Here is an 18,767-nt window from a genome sequence, read left to right as displayed (position 1 = left end):
TTATATACTTTTTTTCTGAATAATAGTTAGTATTAATATATATTTTCTTAATTTATACATGGCAAAAATTTATGAGGACAACAGTTTTGCTATTGGAAACACTCCATTAGTAAAATTAAAATCAGTTACTAAAAACGCGAAAGCTACAGTACTTGCAAAAATTGAAGGTAGAAACCCCGCTTATAGTGTCAAATGTAGGATTGGCGCAAACATGATTTGGGATGCAGAGAAAAGTGGGAAACTTACAAAAGACAAAACTATTGTTGAGCCAACTTCTGGAAATACAGGAATTGCTTTAGCTTTTACTGCTTCAGCAAGAGGTTATAAACTGATCCTTACAATGCCAGAATCCATGTCAATTGAAAGAAGAAGGGTTATGGCAGTGTTGGGTGCTGAAATTGTTTTAACAGAGGCATCTAAAGGTATGCCTGGAGCAATAGCTAAGGCTAAAGAAATTGCAGAAAGTAATCCTTCTCAATATTTCATGCCAGGTCAATTTGATAACCCAGCGAACCCTGAAATTCATTTCAAAACTACTGGACCAGAAATCTGGGATGATTGTGATGGCGAAATTGATGTCCTAGTTGCAGGGGTTGGAACTGGCGGCACAATTACAGGAGTTTCAAGATACATTAAGCAAGAGAAGGGCAAGAATATCACTTCTGTAGCTGTTGAACCATCACATAGTCCTGTTATTACACAGACAATGAATGGAGAAGAAGTTAAATCCGGACCACATAAAATACAAGGAATTGGAGCAGGATTTATTCCTAAGAACCTTGACTTATCAATTGTTGACAAGGTTGAACAAGTAACAAATGACGAATCAATAGAGATGGCTCTTAGATTAGCCAAAGAGGAAGGTCTATTAGTAGGCATATCTTGTGGAGCCGCTGCTGCAGCTGCGGTTAGATTAGCTGAACAAGATGAATATGCTGGAAAGACAATTGTAGTTGTTCTACCTGATTTAGCAGAGAGGTATTTATCATCAATTATGTTTACTGAAGTTCCAAGCGGAATCATTCAAGAACCAGTCAAAGCCTAAATCAATTTTTTCTCCAGTAGTGAATCTGGTGAAATATACATCGCATCGCCATAAGAGAAGAATCTAAATTTTTCTTTTATGGCTTTCTTGTACAAATCTAATAATCTTTCTCTACCAATCATTGCACTTACTAAAAGTAATAATGAACTTTTAGGGAGATGAAAATTAGTTAATAATCCATCAACTACCTTAAATTTATAACCTGGCTTAATTACTAAATCTACGTATTTAGCTATGGGAACAAAGTCATTAATTTCGTAAGAATAACAACTTTCAAGAGCTCTTACGCTAGTTGTACCAATAGCAATTATTTTTCTATCTGTTTTCTTTATTCTTTTTATTTCCTCCACTACTTCCTTACTAACACTTACCCATTCTTTGTGAAGTTTTAAGTTACTTAAATCTTCTTGATCAATTGGTTTGAATGTTCCATAGCCCACGTGCAAAGTTATCGGTAAGATTATTACGCCTTTTTTTTTTAGATTGGAAATAAGACTTTTGCTTAAGTGTAAACCAGCTGTTGGTGCAGCAACTGCCCCCGGATTTGTTGCATACTCAGTTTGATAACTTTTCTCATGAAAAGATTCTTCTTCGGAATTTTTTATATAAGGAGGAAGAGGGATTTCCCCGTATTTATCAAGAAGTTCATTCATTGAATTGAGACAAGTTATATTTTCCGGAAATTTAATAAATCTCCCTCCAGTTTCTTCATCAACTCCATCAACAATCAAATTAATATCTTGTGCTAATGGAGATTTTAATTTTAATTTTCTATTTATTTTTAACTTTTTTGCTGGCTTTGCCAAACATAACCAAACACATTCATGGGATCTTTCTAAAACTAATAATTCTACTAATGTCTTATTTTCTAATTCAACCTTTAACCTAGCTTTCATAACTTTAGTATTATTTACAATTACAAGATCCCCTTCTCTAAATTCATCTAAAAGATTCTTGGTAAATTTATTAGTTAAACAGTCTTCTTCTAAAAAACTATTTCTAACTATCATCAATCTTGATTCATGCCTAATTGCAGAAGGTTTACTAGCAATTAATGAAGGATCAAGTAAATAATCATAAGCTTCAAGCTTATAATCTCTTTCTTCATTATTAAGTTGAGAAATCAATTAAATTTAGGAGACAAGATTCTCTGGCTCATCTTCAATTAGGGAAGCCAAGTCTTTTAAGAATGAAGCTCCATCAGCTCCATAGATCACTCTATGATCAGCTGTTAGATTTACTTGCATTATTTTTTTAACAGATATTGAACCATCACTATTAGCAACAACGGTTGGTTTCGATGATGCTATGGCTAAAATAGCACCGGTCCCTGGAGGAAGAATTGCGTCAAATCTATCAACTCCAAACATCCCAAGGTTAGATAAAGTGAAGGTTCCTGTTGAGTATTCATCAGGTTCTAATTGTTTTGATCTTGATCTTTTTACAAGATCTTTCCATTCCCTAGACAATTCAAATAAATCAGTATTGCATGGTTCTTTTAAAACTGGAGTTATTAGTCCACCATCTTCCATCGCAACAGCAACAGCAATATTTATATTTTCTGGATAAGAAATTCCATTTTCTGAAAAACTTGAGTTAACTTGAGGATGTTTCTTTAGTGTCTTTGCAACTGCCTTTACTAGTAAAGCAGTCATAGTAACTCCGTTCTGTTTTACTTTTTTGTAGAAATTATCTAATTTATCTGTGTTAATGGAATAACCCACCCTAAAACATGGCACATCTAAACTAGATTCCATATTTTTATTTACCGCTTTTTGAAGAGTATTAAATTGAACTGTTTCTCCGGGATTACCAAAACTATTTCCTGAAGTTTCTGGTTTACTTTCAACTCCCAAATTTGCACCAGGTACACTTGCAGGAGAACCACCTTCACCTATCCATGGTATAGAGACTGGTTGGCCATTAGCTTTTAAAATATCATCGGCTTGAATCCTTCCGTGAGGTCCGGATCCATGAACCTTTGCTAAATCAACACCCATTTGAGAGGCAAGTTTTTTAGCTCTTGGAGATGCAATCACCCTCGAAGAAACATTACTCGTAGCAGCATTTATTTGATCGCTACTGAAAGATGGGGCTGCCTTTTCACTCATTAATACAACTTCTTTTTCTTGTTTTTCAACAATTTCACTTTGAACTTCAGGTTTTTCTTCAGTTTTATTACTTACCAATTCAAGTTGATCCGAACTAGAAACTTCGGGTTGATTTCCTTTATTTTGTTCTTGAACAGAAGCTATCTCATCCTCATTTTCAACAATAAGGCCGATAGTCTCTCCTACTGGTGCAGTGCTGCCAGCAGGCATTAAAACAGCCGCAAGATATCCATCTTGAAAAGATTCAACATCCATATCTGCCTTGTCAGATTCAACAACCAAGACGGATTCACCTCTTTCAACTTTATCTCCTGGATTTTTCAACCATTCCACAATCTTGCCCTCCGTCATAGTAGAACTCAAGGCAGGCATGAATATTTCGTGAGACATAAGAAAATTGTTATTGCATAAGTTTCAAGGGATTTCTACCAAACTTCCTAAAGTTTTTATGGTTAAGAACCCTTTAAACTCTTGTTTTAATTATACGAAATCATGTTCACAGTGGGAACTCTTAAAACTTAAGAAAGTAATAATTTAAATCGATTAGAATTTAAAACTTTTCGAAATTAAGATTTACTTATATTTATCAAAAATACTAAATCTTCTCTTTAATTATTATCTATAGATTGAATAACTCCATCCTTAACCGTAATCGATACTTGCATTTTTTCAATAAGATTGTCTCCCACAGTGACATCACAGAAACTATCCACTTGCCCTTGATCAACAATTTCGTCCATTTTTAATTCGCGAACTTGATTCTGTTGTTGAAGTAGATTTCTTTTTTGTTCTTCAATTTCATTTCGTTTTGCTGCGACTTGTTGTTGCACCTGACTAACCTGTTCTTGAACCCTTGGATCTAGGGGATTAACCGATTGGGATCTAATATTATTTACTATTTGCTGACCCTCTTGCTCCAGTTGCGATAATTGCTGATCAATGTTTGAAATTGCTTTACTTAATTCTTTTTCAGCATCTTCCTTCCAAGTTGGTGTAACTACAGCTTTAATAGCTATTGAGCGCTTTATAGATATTGAGTTTTTTGTTTCCATAAAAAATTAAATTACCTTTTCAATATAGATAGAACAAATTAAATTTTCTTACTAAATTTGTTTTCATACATATTTTCTATTTGTAATGAATACTTTTTTTCTATTTCTCTTCTTTTTTGTTTAAGAGTTTGTGTTAACAACCCATTTTCTAGAGTAAAGGCATCAACAAAATAACAATCTAATATTTGTTCTTCTAATCTTGCTCCTAATCGACTTTTAAGCAAATTATTAATTTGTGATTTGAAAAATATACCAATTTTCTTATTCAGGTTTAATTTTGAAAGGTCTTCTTCCAAAAACTTGCTTTTAACCAATTCGACATTAGGAACTACAAGGGCTGTTAAACATTTCTTATCTTGTCCTACTAGTTGAATCTGATTTATAAATTCAGAACTAAGGATTTCAGTCTCTAGCGGATTCGGTTCTATATTTTCACCACTTGATAGCACTATTGTATCCTTGGCTCTTCCTGTTATAAAGAGAGAACCATTTGGTATTAGAAAACCTAAATCACCAGTATCAAACCAACCATCCTTGGATAAAACACCTTTTGTAGCTATTTCATTATTAAGATAACCTTTCATTACTTGCGGGCCCCTAACAAGAATTTTTCCGACTTCTCTGAACTTCAGAATCTTTTTCTTATCATCATTCACTATTTTAATTTCAGTAAATGCTAGAGGCTGACCGGATGATCCTCTAACATTTAATTCTCTTCTCCTACAAGTTAATACTGGACTAGTTTCTGTGAGTCCATATCCCACCAAAACATCTATACCTAAAGATTCAAAAAAAAGATCTACATGTTCTGGCAATGCACCGCCGCCGTTAATGGGAAATTTCAGTTTTTCTCCGCATAGTTGTCTAAGAATATTTGGCCATAAAAAAATGGTAGACAATTTATGTAAAGGATATCGGCTAATAACAGAACCAAGTAAGGTGATTTTTGATTCAAAAGTTATTTGATTGATATCTAAATTTCTTATCTTTCTTAGACTTCTTTTGAAGACTGAACTATTCCCTATCAAAAACTTAATAAGTTTTTGCTTTTTGGAAGGCATTTTTTTCAACGCCTGAAAAAAACCATCATGTATTGCTTCCCATAGTCTTGGTACAGTAGCCATGACAACTGGTTTAATTTGTGTAATATCGTCTTTCAGAAATTTTGGAATTGTATAGTATTGAGAACAGCCACATGAAAAGAAGAAGTATTCAGCACTTCTTTCATAAGAATGCCAGATAGGCAACACGCTTAAAACAGAGGTCCCAGGTTCTGGATCAGCGATATAAGCTAAATTGATTATTTGATGTAAAAAATTTGCATGAGTCAAGGGGACACCTTTAGGTTTTCCTGTTGTCCCAGAAGTGTAAAGGATAGTAGCAACATCATCAATTTTTGGATTAAATGTTTCAAGATTATTATTTTGTGAATTTTCTTTTTCTGCTGCACTTATAAATTGATTCCAACTTATTAAACTTTCAAATTGTTCATCTTCTAAGTTGATTATAAATTTCAGTCTTTTTTTTAATTCTTCTTTGTTGTTTAACTTTAGCCAAATCTCCTTAGATTGAACTATTAGACCTACTGAATTAGAGTGCTCAATAATATAGTCTAATTCTACTGACGGAGAATTAATACCTCTCACCGCATTGATAGCTCCTAAACGCATTAAGCCTTGATCTACTAATAGCCATCTTGGAGAATTTTCAGATATTACAGTAACTACATCCCCCTTTTTTAAACCATAATTTTCGAAAGAAAAAGAGACTTTTGTTATTAAATCAGCCAGCTCAGAATAAGAAAATTTTTCTTTATATTTCCCTCTTAAATCGCAAACAGCTAAAGCATCACCACATTTAAATTTTAATTTTTCCCAAATTTGATCTATATGATTAAGCTTCTTAATAAAATCTCTATTTTTGGCAAATTTATTTTTTTTAGAAAGAGGTTTGGCTGCAGGCCAATACGCTAAATCACCCATATTAAATTGATTTTGAAATTTTAATTTCTATTTTGATATAAAATCAAAATTAAATTCTTCTTCGATGGTTTTTTTAACAATTCTCTTGACTTCTTGAATATTTAGGTTTTTGTTGTAATCAACCATATTTGCCATAAGACAATTTTCTATTCCGCAAGGAACAATCTTATTAAAATTTTCTAATTCGCAGTCAATATTGATTGAAAATCCATTTATCGTAATCCATCTTTTACACCCAATTCCAATTGATGCGATTTTTTTATTTCCTATCCAAACACCAGTAAACCCTTCTCTAGAGTGACAATCTATTTTAAAAGCTCCAAGGATTTTTATAATAATTTCTTCAATTTTTCTTAAGTACCAATTTAAATCTTTATTAAAATTTTTCAAATCTAAAACCAAATACGTTACTAATTGTCCTGGCATATGACAAGTTACCTCACCACCTCTGTCAATCTTAAAAACATCATATCTAGCATCATTCAGAGAAAATAGTAAATTATCGTAATTAGATCCTCTCCCCAATGTATAACAGAGTTGATGCTCCCCTATCCAAATAAAATCTGGGTTAGAATTATCTAAAATCAATGCCTCCTGATATTCTTTTTGTAATTTATAAACATCATTAAAAGAAGAAATATTATCAGGTTGTTTAATTATTGCTGTTCTATTATCCATATTTAAGTAGATTTAGAAAGTAAGTAAATATTTTTAGATTTGTTATGAAAATTTTAATCCATGGAAAGAATCTTGAGCTCACTGGAGCATTAAAAGAATATACTGAAGCAAAGATAGAAAAAGCAATACATCACTATAAGGATATCGTTAAAGAAGCTGACATACATCTTTCAATTGAAAAGAATCCAAGAGTCTCGTTCCAAACTGCAGAAGTTACTATTTTTGCAAATGGTACCGTAATTAGAGCTGAAGAAAAAACTGAAAATCTATACTCAAGCATTGATTTAGTTTCAAATAAACTTTGTAGAAAATTACGCAAATACAAAGAAAGAACCAATAAAACAATTCATAATAAACAATTTAAAAATAAAGATTCTTTACCAATTGAAAGAATGGAATCAAATTTTTTAGATAAAGCTTTATTTAAAGAAGGAACTGAAGCAAGTCTGCCTGAGCCATCTATAAAAAATAAATACTTTGAAATGACTCCAATTTCATCAGACGAAGCAAGAAAACAATTAGATCTAATTGATCATGATTTTTATGTTTTTCGAAACAAGAAAAATAATGAACTTCAAGTTATATATAAAAGGAATCATGGAGGTTATGGATTGATTCAATCTAAATAAGTTTTAAATGCCCAATATTGAATATGAATTAAACGAGAAAATTCATGCGATTATTATTAACCCTTATTTATCATGGGAAGATTTCTGTGTGAATTGCGATTTAATAAGAAAATACAATATCAAAAATATTTCTACTTCACTAAATTATTTAACTGATCTTAAAAACTGTTTGGGTAATTACAGTGCGGATATAAACGCACTTATTTCTTACCCTTTAGCAGATTTACCAGTTTCATTTATTGAAGAATTAGTTTGTTTTGCAAAAGATAAGGGTGCAAAAGGAATTGAATATATCCCAAACTTTATCAATTTATCCAAAAGAAATTTAGAAACTTTCGCTGCTGAAATTGAGCAAGTTAAATTATCTGGATTACCAGTTTCAATAATCATAAATAAATCAAAACTACAAGAAGAAGTTTTTATCAATGCGATTGAAATATGTTTGGAATTAGGAATAAAAAATTTTCAATTCGGAGACGGTTTTGGATCTACTCTTACTTCTAATGATGTCCGCGAAATACTAAAAATCACAGGCTCTCAAAATCAAATCAAAGTTGTAGGTGGCATAAAAAAACTGTCGCACGTAATTGATTTGTTTGATAATGGAATTAGTTGCGTGGGGACTTCTAATTTTTGTGAGATTTTTCAAGAAGCAAAGGTTATTTAAATGTCTGGTTCTGGAGAGTGCAGACTAGAAGGTCTCTGTATTAAAGCTTCTCCATTAGGCGAGAATGATAGATTAATAACTATACTTACTGATGAGCAAGGGATTGTGAGATTAGCGGTCCCTGGTGCTAGGCGTCCTAAAAGTAGTCTTGCTGCAGCTACTCCATTAACATATTTAAGTCTGCAGATTTTTGGGAAAAGAAATCTTAAATCTGTACGTCAAATTAAAATATTAAAAAGCTATTCTGGCCTAGGGAAAAATATCGAATGTCTTGCAGCCGCACAAGCCATAACTGAATTAACTTTTTTATTAGTAGGTAATAATGACAAGCAACAAAACTATTTATCTTGTGTTCTTGCTCATCTAGATAGGATTTATTTGTATGAAGAATCTAAAGAAGAAGATATTAAAATGCTCTCAATGAGTATTCAATCTTTAATCCATCTATTAGCCATTGGAGGTATAAATTTACCAATTCATCATTGCTGTAAAACTGGAGAACCTATTATTCCGCCTTTAGGAAATTGGGAATGGAGTTGTTATTATTTGCCAAGTGAAGGGTTTTCGTCCATTGAAGATCCTCAAAGTAATCTAAAAATAAATGCATCTGAAGTTGCTCTATTACAAAGACTTCTTTTTCCCGAATTGCCAATAAAATCTAATGGAGAGTTATTGGGACCTAAAAAAGTCTGGCTTAAAATATTATTTATTATTGAGACTTGGATCTGTGCTCAATTAGAGAAAGATCTATCATCACTAAAAATGTTGAAAGAAATATATAGTTAAGATTTTTATAAATGATTAATAAATTTAAAAATTATGATCATGACGGCTCTGACTGTTAACTTTATAAATAGCTAAATCAATTAATGTGGTTCATATTGCCTGGTTGGGTAAAAAATCCCCTTTTTGCGGAAATGTGACTTACGGTAATTCAACAACTAAGGAATTGAAGGCCAGAGGGCATAAAATTAGTTTTATCCATTTCGACAATCCATCTAGTTCAAATTCATCAAAACCATTATTTCTTGCAAATGATCCTGATGTAAGTCTCCCATATTTAATTAAATCTCAAGTCTATACAATTCCCTCGCCAAGGGCTGAAAAAGAGCTTAGGCTATCATTGGAAAAATTAAAACCTGACATAGTACATGCAAGCCTAACTTTATCTCCTTTAGACTTTAGACTTCCAGAGCTTTGTAATAAAATTAATATTCCTCTTATAGGAACATTTCATCCACCATTTGATGCAAAAAATAGAAATCTAACCGCGAGCACTCAACAATTAACGTATCAACTTTATGCTCCCTCTTTAGCAAAGTTCGATAAAATAATTATTTTTTCTGAACTACAAAAAAATGTTCTTGAAAAATTAGGAGTACCTAAAGAAAAACAAATAATTATTCCAAACGGGGTTGATGAAAATATTTGGAAACCTTTTTACAAAAAAAATAAAAAATATGATCAGGTTAAAAACAAACTTGGAAATGAAAGAATCTTTTTATATATGGGAAGGATTGCAAATGAGAAAAATATCGAGCCACTTTTACGTTCTTGGCGCCAAACAAAAACTCAAAATTGCAAATTAGTTATTGTTGGGGATGGACCAATGAAGCCAACACTTGAAAATAGTTTTTCTAATCTTGGCAATGAGAAATTAATTTGGTGGGGTGCCGAATTAGATTTAGAAACTAGGATAGCAATAATGCAAATAGCAGAAGTATTTTTCTTACCAAGCTTAGTAGAAGGTTTATCATTATCACTTTTAGAGGCAATGTCGGCTGGTACTGCTTGTGTAGCTACAGATGCGGGAGCTGATGGTGAAGTTTTAGATAACGGAGCAGGAATAGTAATTTCAACTGATAATGTGGCTTCACAATTAAAAACTATAATCCCAATTCTTGTAGAACACCCTTCATTTACAAAAGATCTTGGAGAAAAAGCTAGAAAGCGCATACTTGAGAGATACACAATTACTAAAAATATAAATTCACTTGAAAAAGTTTACATGAACTTAAAAGATAATTGAAAAACCTAACGAAACTCTTTACTACGATTACTAGCTGAAACTATTGATTCAATTAATGCTGACCTTACACTCTTTTTTTCTAATACCCTTAAAGCAGAAATAGTTGTTCCACCTGGAGAGGTTACTAAATTTTTAAGCTCAGAAGTAGAAAGTTTATTTTCCTTTATTAAACAAATAGTGCCTAGTATCATTTCCATAACAAGTTCCTCTGAAATTATTTTTGGTAATCCCCCGCTTAATCCTCCATCACTTAATGCTTCTATAATCAAAGCAATAACTGCAGGACCTGATGAAGTTAAAGCTAAAAATATATCAAGGTAGTCTTCAGTAAATTCATAAATTTTACTAGTATTTTCAAATAATTTTTTTGTAAATTGTTTCTGATCTTCTGTAATTTCTTCTCCCCAAGAAATCCCTGTTAAACCTTTTCCAATAGTTATTGGAATATTGGTAACCACTCTCACACATTTATGATTAGGAAACTTTTGAGAAAGTCTATTTATAGAAACCCCCGCAAGAATTGAAACTATTAAATTGTCCTTGTTTTTTATATGATGGGCCTCACTTATATCTTTTAATTGTTGAGGTTTTATCGAAAGAAGTTTATATTTACAATCCCAAATTATTTTTGACTCTTTAGAACCTGATTTATAAACGTTTATTTTATGTTTATAATTTTTTTTTATGTTTTCTAAACTTTTTTCTGTATTTACAACACAAAAAACATTCTCTGGCTGAATTAATTCGTTATCTAAAAGAGGGGTAACTATAGCACTTGCAATATTTCCAAAACCAATAATCGCAATTTTATCTGTCACAGATTAATCATGAATAAGCACTTAATTTAGAATCACCCCATGCTGGTTCAGGAGTAGTATTTTTGCCCAAACTATATTGTGGTGTGTTTTCTATAGACCCAGAGGAAGGAGAAGCTTCTTCTGGGGAAGAACTAGTTACATTTACACAACTTGGAGCAAAAAGAAAAATACTTTCACCAACTCTCTCTTGATGTCCATCAATTGCATATGTGCCCCCAGCAATGAAATCTACCGCTCTTTGAGCTTGATCAGGATCCATCATAGTTAAATTGAGAATTACAGTTTTTCTCTCTCTTAATGCTTGTATAGCTTGAGGCATCTCATCAAAACTTCTTGGTTCCATTAAGCTTACTTCTGAGGACGAATTTGAGATCCCAGGCATACCAACTACTTTTGATGATCTGTTGTTATTCATAAAATCAAATGGATTTGAATTTGCAAGGGCATTTGCATTCTTTGGATGTTGTTTGAAATTATTAATACCATTTAATTCATCCTCTGAAGGATAATCCAACTCATCAAAATCATCATCGAGATACTCATCCCCTGCAACAACTGCCTTTAATTTAGAAATAAGTGACACCTTTTAAATCCTCTTGAAATTGATTACTAAGGTTTAGGAACCTTAAGTAATAGATTCATTTTTTAAATGAATAAACTACCTATACTTAAATAACGTTAGTTGAACTTTACTGCAAGTTTATAGATAAGATTTTTATAAAAAATAACTAATTAAGATCTACCTCCAAAAATCAATGATCCTAATCTTAACCAAGTTGATCCAGCGTCAATAGCTTCCTCCCAATCACCTGACATCCCCATGGAACAATCTGGTAGTTGCAGTGAATCAGCAAGAGCTCGACATTTTTTGAACAACCCTGAATTTTCTTTAGAGCTAAGTCCTTTAGGATTTATAGTCATCAAACCGGTTAAAGAAATATTTTTCAAATCTTGAATTTCTCTCCATTTCAAAATTAAAAATTCAGGATTAAATCCTCCTTTAGTAGGATCATCACTCAACTTAACCTGCAACATTATTAATGGATTTTTCTTTTCCTCACGTGAAATATTGGAAATCTTTTGCAACTTTTCAAATGAATCTACTGAATGAATGTATTTAAAATTTTGAACTATTTTTCTTATTTTATTACTTTGTATTCTTCCAATAAAGTGCCAATTTATTTGTTTAAGATCTTTTAAGGTTAATTGTTTTTCAAACGCCTCTTGAACCCTACTTTCACCAAAATCGTTCTGACCTATATTTTGAATAGTCTTGATTTCTTGACTTTTAAATCCTTTACTTACCGCAAGAATATTTACATTTGATGGTATCTTATTTCTTATTTTTAAATAATTTTCAGGGTTCACCTTTTATAAGAAAGTTTGCGTAAATAAATTCTCCCATTTAGATAGTTCTTCAGATCCTTTTCTTCTTGCTTTTTGAAGGTTTAATTCGGCCTGATTGCGGGCATCCAAATAAGGTATAACTTCAAAAAAAACTTCTCTCTGCCGAACCTCTACCAAGAAAAACATTTTTTGAGCGTATAAAGTCGCATAAATATCTCTCCCATCATTTCCAGGAGAAACTTGATATAACATACCAAATGTTGGATGGTTTAAATAACGCTCAGAACTCAAACCTAAAATATTGTGTTATTTATAATGCACCATACAGTTTTCTAAGAAAAATTGCTATGCAAATAAAACAAATCGATAATGTATTAACAATTACATTGAGAGCTTTTGAAGGATAAAGAGTTCTAAATCTGTTAGTTTTTATAATAATTTTTTTCTTTGAGAGTAATGATTCTGCTCCATAATCAATTCTCAGAAATATATTTTGAAATAACCTTTCCACTAATATTAATAAAACATTAAACGATTTCTTCAATCCTAAATTTCGAAAATTTATTGATCTAACTGACGCTGATTTAATGATATTTTGAAGTTCTTCCTGCACTAGAGGAATAAAACGTAATGCAATTAACAACTGAAAAAGCCACTTACTAGTTGGCAATCCAATCTTCCTAAATGGATACATAAACCAACTTAATCCCCATACAATGTCTTCCTGCAATGTGGTTAAAAGCATCAAATTCACACTATGAATAACGGTAAATATCAAAGTGGAGGTTTTTATTCCTAGTTCTAAGGCTTTTCTTGATAAATTGTAGGGGCCAAGATTAATAAACCATATCTTCTGCGAAGGAATTTGCAAAATATTCCATTCTTTTTGGCTTTCCAGTACTACTTGCAACTCATTGGGATTTCTTAAGTAGCCATCAAGAGATTGAATATCAGATGAGGCAAGTATTGATATAAATCCAATTAATAATGATAAACATGAGAGAAAAAATAATGATCGCCACCATACTCTAGATGGCAATAAACTTAAAAAAGTAATTAATAGTAAAGAAACAACTAAACCCAATCTCCATATTGGACCTGCCCAAATTGGTGTGATTAAAAATATCATTACGATAATTATTTTTAATCTACTATCTATAATTCTTAGCCAACTTCTATTACCATGAACGTATTGACCAACAGAAAATTTGGTTAGCAAATTCATTAATCTTTTTGAATTAACTCAATATTTTCTCTTTCGACTTCTTTATTTAAAGCTCTTTGCTGTTTTCCTCTCCAAAGTAAAATGAGAGGTGTGCCTTCAAAGCCTAAATTTACTCTAATTTGTTTTTCAATATATCTTCTATAAGTTATTCCAAATAATTTAGGGTCATTTACAAAAAGTGTAAAAGTGGGAGGTTTGTTCTTAACTTGAGTACCGTAATAAAGCCTACCTTGCTTGCCGCTTCTCTTCGTTGGAGGACTTTTCCAACTGATTGATTCTTTAAGTACTTCATTAACTACGGATGTTGTAACTCTTCTTCTGTGTTGATTTACAGCATTAAGAGCATGCTCAAAAATATTATCAACTCTTTGACCAGTTAGGGCAGATATAAAAATCATTTTTGACCAGTGCAAAAAATAAAGTTTAGATCTAAGTTCTTTTTCTACTTGATAAATTGTTGCACTATTTTTTTCTACAAGGTCCCATTTATTAACAACAATTATACAAGCTCTGCCTTGTTCTTCTATGCGTCCAGCCAGCTTTTGGTCTTGGTCAGTCACTCCATCTATAGCATCTATAACTAAAACACAAACATCACTTCTATCTATAGATTTAAAAGCCCTATTAATACCAAAGAATTCAGTGCCATATTTAACATTTTTCTTTCTTCTAATCCCTGCAGTATCAATAATTTTCCAATGATTATCACCTTTTTTTATAAGAGTATCTATTGAATCAGTTGTCGTACCACTAATATCACTAACTATTGCTCTTTTTTCTCCACAGATTGAATTTAATAAACTAGATTTACCAACATTAGGCCTACCAATAATCGACATCATTATCTTTTCTTCATCATCCTGGATATTATTTTCAGGAAGTTCGCCAATAACGAGATCTAAAAGATCTCCAGTGCCTGAACCATGGATAGCCGAAACAGGGTTAGGTTCGCCCAATCCTAATTTCCAGAACTCCGAAGCTAGTGATATTCCTAGAGTAGTCGATTCGCATTTATTAACAGCAACAATTGTTTTACATCTCGAGTTTCTTAACCATTTTGCTATTGACAAATCACCATCAGTAACGCCTTGATTCCCATCTACCACCAGTAATGCTAGTGAAGCCTCTTCTAGAGCCAAGAAAACTTGTGTCCTTATCTCTGGAAGAAATTCACTATCATCATCAAAAACTAAACCTCCAGTATCAACTATTTGAAATTCCTTACCTCCCCATGAAGCATTTTGATAAGTTCTATCTCTTGTAACACCAGGCTTATCAAATACTATTGCATCATTACTTTGGCAAAGACGATTAACTAAGGTAGATTTCCCAACGTTCGGTCTTCCGATAATTGCTATTGTAGGAAGAATCAATTCTTCTCTCCAAAGAAAGTAGTATCCAATACAACTATACCTTTAATAGAATAATTTACCTTATTCAAAAAAACTTATTTAATTTCTGGATCGCCAAAATGTCCTTTAACTGGATTAACAGGTGGCGAACTAGGACTTGGCAATAATCCACTATCTTTTGAAAAACAATCATTTTCAATCGCCCAATAAAGCAACCAATTTACTGCCGTCGCTCTTCTAGTTCTTCTTGGATAGAGTTCATTAATCTTATAACCTTTAAAATTGAGAAAATTTTTTAATCCTTGTTTATATTCTTTTGGAATTGATCGAGTCAAATGTACTGAGGCTGGTCGCTCTGAAATGATTTGAGGAGCTTTTTCAAATTTTTCTGACCAATAGGAAGGAGTTAATGCGCTAAAGGCCCAATCATTTATAGAGAGTTCTTTAGTATAAAAAAGTCTTTCCCAAACCAATTCACAAACAAAAATATCACTAACCCTATCTTCGAGAACAAGAAATAAAAGATCCTTACATATTGGCCATGTAAATTGATTTTCAACTAATTTTTCTTTTTTATACATTAATCGAACCTTATCAAAATCAAAGAGAAATAAGGCATAAATTCCTTTTTATATTGTGATGCATATTGAATAATTTGATCAGGCATCCCAACACTTAAAGCTATTAATGATGTATTGAGGATATCCTCTTTTTTTAAAATTTCCCTGACTAAATTCCATCTTTTGCCAACTTTCATAATTGCCAATACCGTTTTATTTGCCTTACTTTCCATAATTAGGGTTGTTAATTCAGATCCTGAAGAAGGGCATTCTTTGATGATCAATGTCTCGCCTTTTTTTACCAAATCAAAATCATTTAAAGCTGCTGCTGCTGAAATAGAGGAAATACCAGGTATTGTTTTGGTAATAATTTCAGCATGATTATTTTTTATTAACCTCAAAATATTAGAAGAACTTGCAAATAGTGAAGTATCTCCAAGACAAAGTAAAACAACTGATTCGCCATTTTGTATAAATTTCACAATTTTTTCTACAGCATTAGACCATATTTCATCTGGATCAAAATCCTTCCTAGCCATTGGAAAGATGATAGGAATATTTTTTTTAAATTTGGTGTACTTCTTGACGATTTCCGCAGCGAAACTCTTTTTATTATCATCTGATATTGGGTAAACTATAACTTTCGCTTTTTTTATTGCATCCACAGCAGCAATTGTTAAAAGCGATGGATCTCCAGGGCCTACACCAACGATGGTAAATGTTGGCAAATCAGTTTTATATCGATTAAGTAAACTTAAGAACTTGTTTATTATCATTTTATTTTATTATTTTTAGCTATGTACCCTTGGCAATACAAAAGTTTCAGCTAGTATAGATGATTCAATTTCAGACAATTCCTCTAACCTTTTTAAAGTTTGATTTTTAGAGAATTTAGTTTGCGCTAGTTTCCAGTAAACTCCAAAATGTCTTGCCTCACTCTCAAGCAGAGACTCATAAAGGTATTGAAACGATTTATCTTCAGAATTCAGCGCAAGCAAGCTTAATCTTTCATGACTTCTTGCTTCAATAAGTCCTGCTATTAAGAAACTATCAAGCATTCTATTGGGCTCTTCCTTTCTTATATTCTTGGACAATTCAGCTCCATATGGAGGCGGTTTTAAGGACTCAAGAGAATGTCCAAGGTCCTTTAAAAAATAAAGTATTTTTTCAAAATGCTCTAATTCCTCTCTCGCTATTGGACTTAGAACTTCTGCTAGATTTGGTTCTGATGGATATCTAAACATCAATTGAATAGCTACTCCTGCTGCTTTTCTTTCACAATGAGCATGGTCAATAAGAATATCGATTGGATTGGATAATGCGAGTTTGATCCACTCATCTGAGGTAAATGACGATAAATATTTAATATGAGAAGTGGGTCTTTTGAAATCGACTAGCATTTAATCTTTACTACTTAAATATTCAATAATTCCTTCAAGAGCTAAGGAATAACTTGATATGCCAAATCCACTAATAATTCCTATAGCTTTATCTGTAAGAAAAGATTCTTTACGAAAATCTTCTCTACTGAAAATATTTGAAATATGTAACTCTACAAACGGAATTTTTGATCCAATTAAAGCATCACGAATAGAAATCGAGGTATGAGTAAAAGCGCCAGCATTTATAAGAATACCTTGGATAGTTTTTACAGACTCCTGTATTTTATCTACTATTTCTCCTTCGTGATTACTTTGAAAACATTCAAGATTAATACTTTTTTCTTTAGCAACTTTAGTTAAATCTTTTTCTATATCACTCAATGTTTTATTACCGTATATTTCTGGTTCTCTAGTTCCCAAAAGATTTAGATTCGGTCCATTTATCAATAAGATATTCATCATCAATAAAGTCTTTTCTATTAAATGCTATCTAGAAAGAAACAAAAAAACCAAAACATTTTCACACAAAGTGACCATTAACTGATAAGTTCAAATAGTGGGGGTCGGTGCCCGAGTGGTTAAAGGGGGCGGACTGTAAATCCGCTGGCTCTGCCTACGTTGGTTCAAATCCAACCCGGCCCACTTTAAAATTGCCCTTGTAGCTCAGCGGTAGAGCACTCCCTTGGTAAGGGAGAGGTCTCGGGTTCAAGTCCCGACGAGGGCACTCGCGGGATAGCTTGGTATCAGTGAGATTGCCACTATCGCACAAAGAAATTCATTAGAAGTGGACGTCCGTTTTCGGGTCCACTTTTCTGTTTTATAGGCAGATATCTGGAGGTGCATCACACATACGATGACACCGAAATGGCAACAATCAGAAGAAGCGGCAGCGGCTGGCAGGTTCTTATCAGAAGGAAGAATTATGTCGGCCCCAAGTCAAGAACTTTTCTTTCCAGAGATCTGGCCCAATCATGGGCAGATGCAGTTGAAGAGAGAACAAAAAAGGTTTTAAATGACATCCCTGTCACCCTTGGGGAGGCAATCAATGAGTATATAAATGGTCCTTTGCTTATGCACCGCAGTGCGGAGAATGAGAAATATCCACTGAGGGTGACTGCAGAAAGCTGGCTTGAAGATATTCCACTAATTGCTCTGCAGATAAGACATTTTGCAGTATGGCGAGATGAAAGATTACTGAAAGTGAAACCAAATACAGTGATGCGGGAACTGAGGATTTTGAGAGTATTGATTGACTGGGCAAGAGATGAAAGAGGAGCGGAAATAAAAGATAACCCCGCAAGGCATCTGAGAGTGAGGGGGACCGGAGATGCAAGGGCTCCATTTTTCACTGATCAAGACGAGAAAAGACTTCTATATGAACTGTCTCAGATGTCCAACCCAAATCATCTGAGACTCACAAAGCTTGCCCTGACAACTGGCTTCCGCCGCTCCGAACTTCTGAGCCTGACCTGGAGAAATATAGATCTCAAGAAAAGAATAATCTATATACATAGAAAGAATTGTGCCGCCACGGATAATTCTTCAGCACCGAGACTTGTTCCTCTTCAAGGTAAAGCCAAAAAGATTCTGGAAGAATTATCAGAAAGGCATGGAAAAATTATTGATCTTACAAAAGGTGCGGCCAGGCATGGATTCGATAAAGCCAGAAAAAGGGCTGGGCTTGAAACTCTCAGATTTCATGATTTAAGGCATATAGCAATCAGCCGAATGTGGAGTTATGGAATGAATGCTCTGGAAATAAGTGCCTGCAGTGGGCACAGAGATATAAAAATGTTGATGAGATATAGTCATTATCGACTAACTTATTAGATTATTTGGCCCCCTACTGGGGGGCAACCCTAGGGATACAACGTATAAAAGTTAAAGGAA

The 18,767-nt window shown here is 32.9% G+C and carries 21 protein-coding genes and 2 tRNA genes; 8 read left to right on the top strand and 15 right to left on the bottom strand.

From position 1 onward, the window contains the following. Nucleotides 1–58: 58 nt before the first annotated feature. A complete protein-coding gene (gene cysK / locus HA151_RS02125) occupies nucleotides 59–1,045 on the top strand; it encodes a cysteine synthase A (protein ID WP_002805805.1) in 987 nt (328 codons plus the stop codon). On the opposite strand, the gene queA is transcribed toward cysK, so the two are convergent. From queA to lipB, 5 genes are all read right to left on the bottom strand, one after another. Next, nucleotides 1,042–2,172: a tRNA preQ1(34) S-adenosylmethionine ribosyltransferase-isomerase QueA gene (queA, locus tag HA151_RS02120; protein WP_209105880.1), complete on the bottom strand. Its 1,131-nt coding sequence runs from the start codon at nucleotides 2,170–2,172 to the stop codon at nucleotides 1,042–1,044. The two genes, cysK and queA, sit on opposite strands and share 4 nt — an antisense overlap. Nucleotides 2,173–2,178: 6 nt before the next feature. Continuing rightward, a complete protein-coding gene (locus tag HA151_RS02115) occupies nucleotides 2,179–3,546 on the bottom strand; it encodes a dihydrolipoamide acetyltransferase family protein (RefSeq protein ID WP_209105879.1) in 1,368 nt (455 codons plus the stop codon). A 218-nt stretch (nucleotides 3,547–3,764) separates the two neighbouring features. After that, complete coding sequence (locus HA151_RS02110; RefSeq protein ID WP_209105878.1) at nucleotides 3,765–4,208, bottom strand: YlqD family protein; 444 nt, start codon at nucleotides 4,206–4,208, stop codon at nucleotides 3,765–3,767. A gap of 38 nt (nucleotides 4,209–4,246) precedes the next feature. Continuing rightward, nucleotides 4,247–6,190: an AMP-binding protein gene (locus HA151_RS02105; protein ID WP_209105877.1), complete on the bottom strand. Its 1,944-nt coding sequence runs from the start codon at nucleotides 6,188–6,190 to the stop codon at nucleotides 4,247–4,249. Nucleotides 6,191–6,217: 27 nt separating this feature from the next. Then, nucleotides 6,218–6,868 (bottom strand): lipoyl(octanoyl) transferase LipB, encoded by a 651-nt coding sequence (gene lipB / locus HA151_RS02100; RefSeq protein ID WP_209105876.1) that lies wholly within the window; start codon nucleotides 6,866–6,868, stop codon nucleotides 6,218–6,220. 44 nt (nucleotides 6,869–6,912) lie between these two features. On the opposite strand from lipB, the gene hpf reads away from it, so the two are divergent. The 4 genes from hpf to HA151_RS02080 all read left to right on the top strand — a co-directional run bounded on the left by hpf (nucleotide 6,913) and on the right by HA151_RS02080 (nucleotide 10,193). Continuing rightward, a complete protein-coding gene (hpf, locus tag HA151_RS02095) occupies nucleotides 6,913–7,497 on the top strand; it encodes a ribosome hibernation-promoting factor, HPF/YfiA family (RefSeq protein ID WP_209105875.1) in 585 nt (194 codons plus the stop codon). Nucleotides 7,498–7,504: 7 nt separating this feature from the next. Next, entirely contained in the window at nucleotides 7,505–8,164 is a 660-nt protein-coding gene (locus tag HA151_RS02090) for a 2-deoxyribose-5-phosphate aldolase (RefSeq protein ID WP_209105874.1), read from the top strand. Further along, nucleotides 8,165–8,950 carry a DNA repair protein RecO gene (gene recO, locus HA151_RS02085; RefSeq protein ID WP_209105873.1) on the top strand — a complete coding sequence of 262 codons (786 nt, stop codon included), beginning with the start codon at nucleotides 8,165–8,167 and terminating at the stop codon, nucleotides 8,948–8,950. A gap of 85 nt (nucleotides 8,951–9,035) precedes the next feature. Then, on the top strand, nucleotides 9,036–10,193 hold the full coding sequence (locus tag HA151_RS02080) for a glycosyltransferase family 4 protein (protein WP_209105872.1): 1,158 nt from the start codon (nucleotides 9,036–9,038) through the stop codon (nucleotides 10,191–10,193). A 5-nt stretch (nucleotides 10,194–10,198) separates the two neighbouring features. Here the strand turns inward: HA151_RS02080 and proC are convergent, their stop codons facing one another. The 10 genes from proC to aroQ all read right to left on the bottom strand — a co-directional run bounded on the left by proC (nucleotide 10,199) and on the right by aroQ (nucleotide 17,336). Then, nucleotides 10,199–11,011 (bottom strand): pyrroline-5-carboxylate reductase, encoded by an 813-nt coding sequence (proC, locus tag HA151_RS02075; RefSeq protein ID WP_209105871.1) that lies wholly within the window; start codon nucleotides 11,009–11,011, stop codon nucleotides 10,199–10,201. 7 nt (nucleotides 11,012–11,018) lie between these two features. Then, entirely contained in the window at nucleotides 11,019–11,594 is a 576-nt protein-coding gene (locus HA151_RS02070; protein ID WP_209105870.1) for a cell division protein SepF, read from the bottom strand. Between the two features lie 149 nt (nucleotides 11,595–11,743). Further along, a complete protein-coding gene (locus HA151_RS02065) occupies nucleotides 11,744–12,379 on the bottom strand; it encodes a YggS family pyridoxal phosphate-dependent enzyme (protein WP_209105869.1) in 636 nt (211 codons plus the stop codon). A gap of 3 nt (nucleotides 12,380–12,382) precedes the next feature. After that, nucleotides 12,383–12,649 (bottom strand): PII-interacting protein PipX family protein, encoded by a 267-nt coding sequence (locus HA151_RS02060; protein WP_025880619.1) that lies wholly within the window; start codon nucleotides 12,647–12,649, stop codon nucleotides 12,383–12,385. Nucleotides 12,650–12,668: 19 nt separating this feature from the next. Then, a complete protein-coding gene (locus HA151_RS02055) occupies nucleotides 12,669–13,583 on the bottom strand; it encodes an energy-coupling factor transporter transmembrane component T family protein (RefSeq protein ID WP_209105868.1) in 915 nt (304 codons plus the stop codon). Then, complete coding sequence (gene der / locus HA151_RS02050) at nucleotides 13,583–14,956, bottom strand: ribosome biogenesis GTPase Der (protein WP_209105867.1); 1,374 nt, start codon at nucleotides 14,954–14,956, stop codon at nucleotides 13,583–13,585. Before der ends, HA151_RS02055 begins: the two co-directional genes overlap by 1 nt. A 74-nt stretch (nucleotides 14,957–15,030) precedes the next feature. Then, nucleotides 15,031–15,516: a DUF1823 family protein gene (locus HA151_RS02045; RefSeq protein WP_209105866.1), complete on the bottom strand. Its 486-nt coding sequence runs from the start codon at nucleotides 15,514–15,516 to the stop codon at nucleotides 15,031–15,033. After that, nucleotides 15,516–16,271, bottom strand: coding sequence for a precorrin-2 C(20)-methyltransferase (gene cobI / locus HA151_RS02040; RefSeq protein WP_209105865.1), 756 nt, complete (start codon nucleotides 16,269–16,271; stop codon nucleotides 15,516–15,518). Before cobI ends, HA151_RS02045 begins: the two co-directional genes overlap by 1 nt. Before the next feature lie 15 nt (nucleotides 16,272–16,286). Continuing rightward, entirely contained in the window at nucleotides 16,287–16,895 is a 609-nt protein-coding gene (locus HA151_RS02035; protein WP_209105864.1) for a tRNA-(ms[2]io[6]A)-hydroxylase, read from the bottom strand. Further along, complete coding sequence (aroQ, locus tag HA151_RS02030) at nucleotides 16,896–17,336, bottom strand: type II 3-dehydroquinate dehydratase (RefSeq protein WP_209106129.1); 441 nt, start codon at nucleotides 17,334–17,336, stop codon at nucleotides 16,896–16,898. It abuts the gene before it with no gap. Between the two features lie 101 nt (nucleotides 17,337–17,437). Here aroQ and HA151_RS02025 point away from each other — a divergent pair. From HA151_RS02025 to HA151_RS02015, 3 genes are all read left to right on the top strand, one after another. Further along, nucleotides 17,438–17,519 (top strand) — tRNA-Tyr (locus HA151_RS02025). Nucleotides 17,520–17,529: 10 nt separating this feature from the next. Continuing rightward, a tRNA-Thr gene (locus HA151_RS02020) sits at nucleotides 17,530–17,601 on the top strand. Between the two features lie 347 nt (nucleotides 17,602–17,948). Beyond that, nucleotides 17,949–18,707 (top strand): site-specific integrase, encoded by a 759-nt coding sequence (locus tag HA151_RS02015; RefSeq protein ID WP_245151547.1) that lies wholly within the window; start codon nucleotides 17,949–17,951, stop codon nucleotides 18,705–18,707. The last annotated feature ends 60 nt before the right edge of the window (nucleotides 18,708–18,767 follow it).

Origin of the sequence: Prochlorococcus marinus XMU1419 (assembly GCF_017695955.1) — a bacterium.
GTDB classification, from domain to species: Bacteria; Cyanobacteriota; Cyanobacteriia; order PCC-6307; family Cyanobiaceae; genus Prochlorococcus_A; species Prochlorococcus_A marinus_AD.
Note: the sequence above shows the minus strand (reverse complement) of the source record. Positions and strands in the feature narration are given on the sequence as shown.